This window comes from Phenylobacterium sp. (assembly GCF_036402295.1).
Taxonomy (GTDB): Bacteria; Pseudomonadota; Alphaproteobacteria; order Caulobacterales; family Caulobacteraceae; genus Phenylobacterium.
This window is the reverse complement of the sequence record NZ_DASWTE010000413.1, coordinates 1-6,554: the sequence shown is the minus strand read 5'-3', so window position 1 is coordinate 6,554 and position 6,554 is coordinate 1. Positions and strand designations below refer to the sequence as shown.

At 72.0% G+C, this 6,554-nt stretch carries 6 protein-coding genes and 2 pseudogenes; 5 read left to right on the top strand and 3 right to left on the bottom strand.

Annotated elements, in window-relative coordinates; genetic code table 11:
* The 4 genes and pseudogenes from VGD44_RS24065 to VGD44_RS24050 all read left to right on the top strand — a co-directional run.
* Window positions 1-250 (top strand): annotated as a pseudogene (locus tag VGD44_RS24065) (hypothetical protein); the annotation flags it as partial.
* Between the two features lie 77 nt (window positions 251-327).
* On the top strand, window positions 328-1,926 hold the full coding sequence (locus VGD44_RS24060) for a DUF4331 domain-containing protein (RefSeq protein ID WP_331090916.1): 1,599 nt from the start codon (window positions 328-330) through the stop codon (window positions 1,924-1,926).
* Window positions 1,927-1,931: 5 nt separating this feature from the next.
* The gene (locus tag VGD44_RS24055) at window positions 1,932-2,183 is read left to right on the top strand and encodes a hypothetical protein (protein WP_331090915.1); all 252 of its coding nucleotides are present in this window, start codon (window positions 1,932-1,934) and stop codon (window positions 2,181-2,183) included.
* A 2-nt stretch (window positions 2,184-2,185) separates the two neighbouring features.
* The gene (locus VGD44_RS24050) at window positions 2,186-3,040 is read left to right on the top strand and encodes a DUF4198 domain-containing protein (protein ID WP_331090914.1); all 855 of its coding nucleotides are present in this window, start codon (window positions 2,186-2,188) and stop codon (window positions 3,038-3,040) included.
* Window positions 3,041-3,162: 122 nt separating this feature from the next.
* On the opposite strand, the gene VGD44_RS24045 is transcribed toward VGD44_RS24050, so the two are convergent.
* On the bottom strand, window positions 3,163-3,768 hold the full coding sequence (locus tag VGD44_RS24045; RefSeq protein WP_331090913.1) for a glycine zipper 2TM domain-containing protein: 606 nt from the start codon (window positions 3,766-3,768) through the stop codon (window positions 3,163-3,165).
* Between the two features lie 144 nt (window positions 3,769-3,912).
* Here VGD44_RS24045 and VGD44_RS24040 point away from each other — a divergent pair, with 144 nt between their 5' ends.
* A complete protein-coding gene (locus tag VGD44_RS24040; RefSeq protein ID WP_331090912.1) occupies window positions 3,913-5,205 on the top strand; it encodes a class I SAM-dependent RNA methyltransferase in 1,293 nt (430 codons plus the stop codon).
* A 155-nt stretch (window positions 5,206-5,360) separates the two neighbouring features.
* On the opposite strand, the pseudogene VGD44_RS24035 reads toward VGD44_RS24040, so the two are convergent.
* Window positions 5,361-5,579 (bottom strand): annotated as a pseudogene (locus tag VGD44_RS24035) (endonuclease domain-containing protein); the annotation flags it as partial.
* A 128-nt stretch (window positions 5,580-5,707) separates the two neighbouring features.
* The coding region (locus VGD44_RS24030; protein ID WP_331090911.1) for a PA0069 family radical SAM protein at window positions 5,708-6,554 on the bottom strand (847 nt) is incomplete at its 5' end.

Sequence of the window (6,554 nt, the reverse complement as noted above, 5' to 3'; positions counted from 1 at the left end):
CGGCGGCTGGATCCGTTCCGGCGCGCTCGCCGACGCCCGGGTCGCACGACCGATCCGCACCGCCATCGCCGAGGCGGTCCGGGCCGCCGAGCCGGCGTGCGCGGCCGCGCCGGTGTCGGGTCCGGTCCTGCTGCTCGTGCCCGACACCGGCGGGGCGATGGTGCTGGTGCTGGGCTCGGGAACCTGGCGCTGGGCCGATCTAACGGCCGACCGCGAAGCTTCGCATCCAACCGCCGCGGGTGGCCGGTAACACAAGCCGAGCTGCAGGAGACGCGGTCCGCGTCCCGGGGTCCTGGCAGCGGCTTGAACAGTTCGGAGAGCCCCTAGATGTTCCGCAGATACACCTGGTTCGCGACCGCCGCCGCGGTCGCTGTCGTCAGCCTGGGCGCAAGCCCGGCCGGCGCCTCCAGCCACCGCGAGGCGCCCGCCGTCACCCGGACCCCCAAGGTCGACTCCACCGACTTCTACATGTTCCGCAGCTACGAGCCCGGCCGCGAGGGCTTCGTCACCCTTATCGCCAACTACGTGCCGCTGCAGGCCCCGTACGGCGGCCCGAACTACGTCACCATGGACCCCGACGCGATCTACGAGATCCATGTCGACAGCGACGGCGACGCGGTCGAGGACCTGACCTTCCAGTTCGACTTCGCCAACACCCTGCCGGCCAATGGGAACGGCATCGTGCTGAACATCGGCGGCAAGATGAACGCCATCGCGCTGCGCGCCGCCGGCCCCGTCACCTCGCCGAACGACACCGACCTGGGCGAGCAGGAGAGCTTCACGGTCACCCTCGTCCGCGGCGACCGGCGCACCGGCACGCGCGCGGCCGTCACCAACGCCGCCGGCGGCGCGCCCAGCTTCCTGAAGCCGCTGGACAACGTCGGGACCAAGACGATCCCGGACTACCGGGCTTACGCCCGCCAGTTCGTCTACGTCATCAACATCCCGGGCTGCTCGACGCCCGGCCGCATGTTCGTGGGGCAGCGCGCCGAGGCCTTCGCGGTGAACCTGGGTCCGGTCTTCGACCTGGTGAACTTCGTGCCCGTCGAGGGCGACAGCGCCCCCGGCGCCAAGGATGGTCGCGGCTTCCCGGGCGGCATCACCCAGTCGCGCGACAACGACGACCTGGTGGGCGAGTTCAACATCACCTCCCTGATCGTGGAGGCCCCTATCGCCTGCCTGACCGGGTCGGGCAACGGCGTGATCGGCGGCTGGACCACCGCCAGCCTGCCGCAGGCCATCCTGCGCCGGCCGACGCCGTCCTACGACCGTCCGGACCAGGTGGGCGGCGCGTACGTCCAGGTCTCGCGCCTGTCGGCCCCGCTGGTGAACGAGTTCTTCGTCGGCCTGAAGGACAAGGACAAGTTCAGCGCCTCCGAGCCGCGCGGCGACGGCCAGTTCGCCGACTACGTGACCAACCCGACCCTGCCGGCGATCCTGGACTCGCTGTTCCGCGCGCCGGTGAACCAGACGCTCAAGACCAACATCGCGAACCTCGCGCCGGGCAACTTCCCCCGTAATGATCTGGTGGCCGCCTTCCTCACCGGCTTCAGCGGCGTCAACCAGCAGAGCCGGGTCACCCCGTCCGAGATGATCCGGCTGAACACCGGCATCAATCCGACGCCGGTGGCGCGGCAGAGCCCGTTCGGCGTCGCTGGCGACGACCTCGCCGGATTCCCGAATGGCCGGCGGCCCGGCGACGATGTGGTCGACCTGGCGCTGCGCGTGGCGATGGGCCGGCTCTGCTACCCGGTGCCGGTGAACGGCGTGCAGACCGACCTGGCGCTGTGCAGGCCCACGGACGCCCCGGTCGGCAACGTCCCCTTCACCGACGGGGCGCCGCTCGACGCCCGCGACCCGATCCTGCAACCCACCTTCCCGTATCTCGGCGACCCACTGCCGGGCGCCGGCGGAAGCCGGAGGTAAGCGCCATGACGGTCTCGAAGCGACTTCTCCTGGTCGTGGGTGTCGCCGCCGTGGCGCTCGCGGGTTGCGGCGGCGGTGGCAAGGGCGGCATGACGATGGTCATGCAGCCGCCGATGGCCCCGCCGCGGCTCGAGGATCAGTTCGGCGCGGGCTTCGGCGCCGCGTTCCGCCAGGATCGCAACGGCGAGCCCGGCGAGCCGGCGGCCGGCGCCATCGAACCGCTCAGCGTGACGAACGACCCGCGGGAGATCAGCTGAGCATGACCTCCTGGCGTATCCGGCGGTCCGGCCCTCTGGGCTGGGCCGTCGGGCCGGTCCTGACGCTCGCCCTCTTGGCGCCGGGACCGGCGAGAGCGCACGCCTTCTGGATCGAGCCCTCGGCCTTCTGGCTGGCGAAGCCCGGCGCCTGGTCGGCCCGGCTGATGGTGGGCTCGGAGTCCGAGCATGACCGTTGGGACGCCGCCGTCAGCCAGGTGTCGCGGCTGGTCCGGCTCGGTCCAGGCGGCCAGGAGGACGTCCGCGCCGCCCTTCGTCCGCCGCAGGACGAGGCCGACATCCGGTTGCGACTGACCATGCCTGGCCGGCGCCTGATCGCGCTGGAGACCCGCGAGGCGCTGCAGGAGCTGCCGGCCGACCGGTTCAACGCCTTCGCCGAAGAGGAGGGCCTGGCCCTCGTCACGGCCGAACGCGCCCGGCGCAAGACCGAGGACCGGCCCGGGCGCGAGGCGTACAGCCGTCGCGCCAAGGTGCTGGTGCAGGTGGGGCCGACCGGACCGGCGGGCGAGGCCGTGGCCACGGCGCGGCTGGGCCACAAGCTGGAGATCGTGCCCGAGCGGGATCCGCTGGCCTTGCCGTCCGGTGAGCCGCTGCCTGTGCGGCTCTACTTCGAGGGACGGCCGCTGGCCGGCGCGACCGTCGAGCTGATCAGCCTGGACGTGCTCGGCGGCCGGCTGACGCGGCAGGTCACCGACGCCGAAGGCCGCGCCCGGCTGAGCCTGCCCCGCGTGGGCTCATGGCTGGTCAACGCCATCTGGTCCAAGCCCGTGGACCGGCCCGACGCCGACTTCGAGACCACGTTCGCCAGCCTCACCTTCGGCTATCCGGCCAAGAAGTAAGGCCCGCCCAGGTACGCAGGGCGGGCCTCGGCGGCCTTCGCCGCCACGTCCAGGAAAAGAAATGGCCCGCCCGGATACGCAGGGCGGGCCAGGGTACTGACCTGGAGACTAGGGACTATTCGTCAGTCGACGACGGCGTACTTGCCGCTCGCATCGCGGCAGACGCGCACGAAGCGGGTCTGGGTGCGGCCGTCGGGCATGTAGATCGGGCTCTCGGCCAGCTTGCAGTCCTCGGCGTCGGGCGCACGCTCGGTGACGCGGCGTTCCGGCGGCTCGCGGTCGCGATATTCGCGGTCGCGCCAGGCGTCCTCGCGGGCATCGGCGGCGGCGGAGTCGGCATAGGCGTCGCGGTCGTAGTACGGCGCGTCGGCCCGCGGCGGCGGGGGCGGAACCGAGGAGACATACCCCGGCTGCGTGCAGGCGGCGGTCTTGTTGCCGATCACGCCGCCGGCGATCGCGCCCAGGAGGCCGCCCAGCAGGGCGCCTTCGGTGCGGGCGTTGCGGGCCGCGGCGTTCGAGCCGATCACGGCGCCCATGCCGCCGCCGATCAAGGCGCCGGCCGTACCGCGCTGGTTGGCGTCGCGCCGGCAGGGATCGTAGTTGTAGCCGGGGCTGCCAGGGCCCTGGTACGTCGAGCCGTAGCTCGTCTGGGCCTGGGCCGCGCCCGCGGCCAGCAGGGCCACGCCGGCGAGGGTGGCCGCAGCGGCCTTGGCGATGGCGGTCGACATCCGATATCCCTCTCTCGAAGCTCTGTTGTCTGCCTTACGGCGACGCTTGCCGCGAAGATGCGGTGGCGAACCTGAACGGCCGTTGAGAATCTCGTTCATGTTCGTTCGTTCTCGCCCGACTCGGCCCGTATCGGCGTCCCCCAGATGAGGGGGGCAAAGCGGCGATTCCAGGGCCGCCCCGATCCGAAACCGCCGCCCGGCCCGCCGGTCGAGCTGGTCATCGAGTCGGTGGGCGGCGAGGGCGACGGCGTGGCCGCCGGCCCCGTCTTCGTGCCGTTCACCCTGCCGGGCGAGCGGGTGCGCGCGCAAGGGTCGGGCGAGCGGCGCGAACTCCTCGAGGTGCTGCAGCCGAGCGCCGAGCGGGTAGTGCCACCGTGCCCGCACTTCTACGCCTGCGGCGGCTGCGCGCTGCAGCACTGGGACCATGCCGCCTACCTTCGCTGGAAGGTGCAGCGGCTCGCCGGCACCCTGGCGCGCCAGCACATCGAGACCGAGATCCTGCCGGCCTACGCCGCGGCGCCCGGCACGCGCCGGCGGCTGGCGCTGCACGCGCGCAAGGGGAGCCGCGACGTCGCCCGCCTGGGCTACAAGGCCCGCCGCTCCTGGGACCTCGTCGACATCGCCGTCTGCCCGATCGCCGACCCGCGGCTGGAGGCGGCGCTTCCCGCGTTGAAGCGGCTGGCGGCGCCACTGTTCGAACACCCGAAGTCGGCGCCCACGCTGCACGTCACGCTCACCGACACCGGCCTCGACATCGACATCACCGGCGTCGAGGCCAAGAGCGGCGGGCTGTCGGCCGATGCCCGCATGCAGGTCGCGGAGCTGGCGGCCGAAGCCGATGTCGCCCGCGTCACCCTCGGCGGCGAGGTCGCCTACATGGCCCGCGCGCCCCAGGTGCGGCTGGGGCCCGCGCGCGTCTCCCTGCCGCCGGGCGCGTTCCTGCAGGCGACGCCGGGGGCCGAGGCCGCCATGGCCAGCTTCGTGGCCGAGGCCGCGGCCGGCGCCCACCGCATCGCCGACCTCTACTGCGGCGTTGGGACCTTCACCTTCCGGCTGGCCGAGATCGCGCCGGTCTACGCCGCGGACTTCACCGCCGAGGCGGTCGCCGCGCTCATCGCGGGCCTGGCCAGCGCGCCGGGCCTCAAGGGCGTCACCGCCGAGGCCCGCGACCTCGTCCGCCGGCCGGTGCTGGCCGACGAGTTGAAGAAGACCGACGTCGCCGTCTTCGACCCGCCCCGCGCCGGCGCCGCCGAACAGACCGCCGAGCTCGCCCGCTCGAAGGTGGCCCGCGTCATCGGCGTCTCCTGCAACCCCGCCACCTTCGCAAGAGACGCCCGCACCCTGATAGACGCCGGCTTCAGGCTGGAGCGGGTGCTGCCGGTCGACCAGTTCCTGTGGTCCCCGCACGTGGAGCTGGTGGGGGTGTTCGGACGGTAGCCAGGGTAATCGACGCCCAGTTCCTCACCCGCGCCAACGGGGGAGGGGGACCACGAAGTGGTGGAGGGGGCGTTGCGACGCCTCGCGAGTTCGATCAGCGAGCTCGCGATCATGCTTGCGTCCTCGAGGATCTCCGATGCTGATAGGCGAACCGTCATGATCCCCTGGTCGCGCAGGAAGGCGTCTCGCCGCGCGTCACGCTGCGGCCGGTCGCCGAACGAGTGGCCGTCGCCGTCCACCTCGATGCAGAGCCGTGCGCTGGCGCAATAGAAGTCGAGCACATGCGGCCCGAAAGGATGCTGCCGTCGAAACGCCGGCCTATCCGGCCCGCGTCCCCTGAGGGCTGTCCAGAGGATCACCTCCGGCAGGGTCATGCTGCGGCGCAGCTGTCGGGCCCGCTTCACGGAATTGCTCGTCACTCTCATGGCGTCACCAGCGCCCCCTCCACCACTTCGTGGTCCCCCTCCCCCCGCAAGGCGGGGGAGGAACTGATCGGCCGACCTCATTCGGAGAACAGATCCATCTGCCGGCCCTTCTGCGCGGGGACGCGGAAGCGGCTGGTGTCGAGGGCGTTCCAGCTCTGGTTCAGGCCGTAGCGTTTGCGCGCGGCGTTGAAGCGCGTCGCCATCAGCTCGCCCACCGGGCCTTCGCCCTTCATGCGCGAGCGCCACTGGGCGTCGTAGTCCTTGCCGCCGCGCATCTGGCGGACCAGGGACATCACCCGCCGCGCCCGGTCGGGGTGGTCGCTCTCCAGCCACTCGCGGAAGAGGTCCTTGATCTCCAGCGGCAGCCGCAGCGCCACATAGCCGGCGCCGGTCGCGCCCGCCTGAGCGGCGCGTTCCAGCACCGCCTCCATCTCGTGGTCGTTCAGGCCGGGTATGCAGGGGGCGAACATCACCGACACCGGCACGCCGGCGCCCGCCAGCTGGCGCACCGCGTCGATCCGCTTCTCGGGCGTGGCGGCGCGCGGCTCCATCGACCGCGCCAGCTTGCGGTCCAGACTGGTGATGGACATCGCCACGCGGGTCAGGCCCAGGGCCGCCGCCTCGCCCAGCAGGTCCAGGTCGCGCACGATCAGCGCCGACTTGGTGATCACCGTGAACGGATGGCGGAATCGCACCAGCACCTCGATCACCCCGCGCGTGATCCGTAGCTTCCGCTCCTGCGGCTGGTAGGGGTCGGTGTTGCCGCCGATGTGGATGAACTCCGGGACATAGGAGGTCTTGGAGAGCTCCTTCTCCAGGAGCTTCGCCGCCTCGGGCTTGAAGAACAGCTTGGATTCGAAGTCGAGGCCCGGCGACAGGCCCATGTAGGCGTGCGCCGGGCGGGCGTAGCAGTAGATGCAGCCG

Excerpts from the sequence above, each read along its gene's own strand:
- VGD44_RS24045 (WP_331090913.1), bottom strand. The coding sequence starts at position 3,768 with ATGTCGACCGCCATCGCCAAGGCCGCTGCGGCCACCCTCGCCGGCGTG.
- VGD44_RS24060 (WP_331090916.1), top strand. The coding sequence starts at position 328 with ATGTTCCGCAGATACACCTGGTTCGCGACCGCCGCCGCGGTCGCTGTC.
- VGD44_RS24050 (WP_331090914.1), top strand. The coding sequence starts at position 2,186 with ATGACCTCCTGGCGTATCCGGCGGTCCGGCCCTCTGGGCTGGGCCGTC.
- VGD44_RS24040 (WP_331090912.1), top strand. The coding sequence starts at position 3,913 with ATGAGGGGGGCAAAGCGGCGATTCCAGGGCCGCCCCGATCCGAAACCG.
- VGD44_RS24055 (WP_331090915.1), top strand. The coding sequence starts at position 1,932 with ATGACGGTCTCGAAGCGACTTCTCCTGGTCGTGGGTGTCGCCGCCGTG.